Below are 870 nucleotides of genomic sequence, written 5' to 3' on the forward strand. Positions count from 1 at the left end.
ACAGTTGGTGTGTAAGTTGCAGAAGCTTTGGTTCCGTTCTTATCTTCACGAACAACTGTTACAGCTGGTGCAGTTCCAGTAAATGATTTCTCAGGAACAAATGTAACTGTTCCGTCTGCTGCTACTGTGTAAGTACCAACACCATCAACTGTCTTGGTAGTTGAGCCATCATCGAAGGTTGCTGGAACATCATCGTTCATTGGTACACGGCTGTCACCTTCAGTAAATTCAGGCTTACCTGTTTGAGTTTGACCTTGTTTACCAGTTGAAGTAGCATCTTCAGCTGTTGGTGTTACAGGCGTTACAGTTGGTGTGTAAGTCGCAGAGGCTTTAGTGCCGTTCATGTCTTCACGGACTACAGTCACTGCTGGAGCAGTTCCAGTAAATGATTTTTCTGGTACAAAGGTTACAGTTCCGTCTGCTGCTACTGTGTAGGTACCAACGCCGTCAACAGTCTTAGTAGTTGAGCCATCGTCGAAAGTAGCTGGAACGTCATCGTTCATTGGCACACGGCTGTCGCCTTCAGCAAATACAGGCTTACCAGTTTGAGTAGCACCTTGGATATCAGTTGTTTCAGCTGGTGTTGCTGTTGGTGTTACTGGAGTTACAGTTGGTGTGTAAGTTGCAGAAGCTTTTGTTCCATTCTTATCTTCACGAACAACCGTTACGGCTGGTGCTTTACCTGTGAATGATTTCTCAGGAACAAAGGTTACAGTTCCGTCTGGAGCTACTGTGTATGTACCAACGCCGTCAACTGTCTTGGTAGTTGAGCCATCGTCAAATGTTGCTGGAACATCTTCATTGATTTCTACAGTTTTCTCAACCCCATCAACTGTTACGGTTCCACCCTTGAATTCAGGTTTACCAGTT

General features: G+C 45.2%; 1 pseudogene. It reads right to left on the bottom strand.

Annotated elements, in window-relative coordinates:
• A pseudogene (locus HMPREF2685_RS10870) lies at positions 1–870 on the bottom strand (CshA family fibrillar surface protein C); the annotation flags it as partial.

The sequence above is a fragment of the Streptococcus sp. HMSC074F05 genome, assembly GCF_001808725.1.
GTDB classification, from domain to species: domain Bacteria; phylum Bacillota; class Bacilli; order Lactobacillales; family Streptococcaceae; genus Streptococcus; species Streptococcus parasanguinis_I.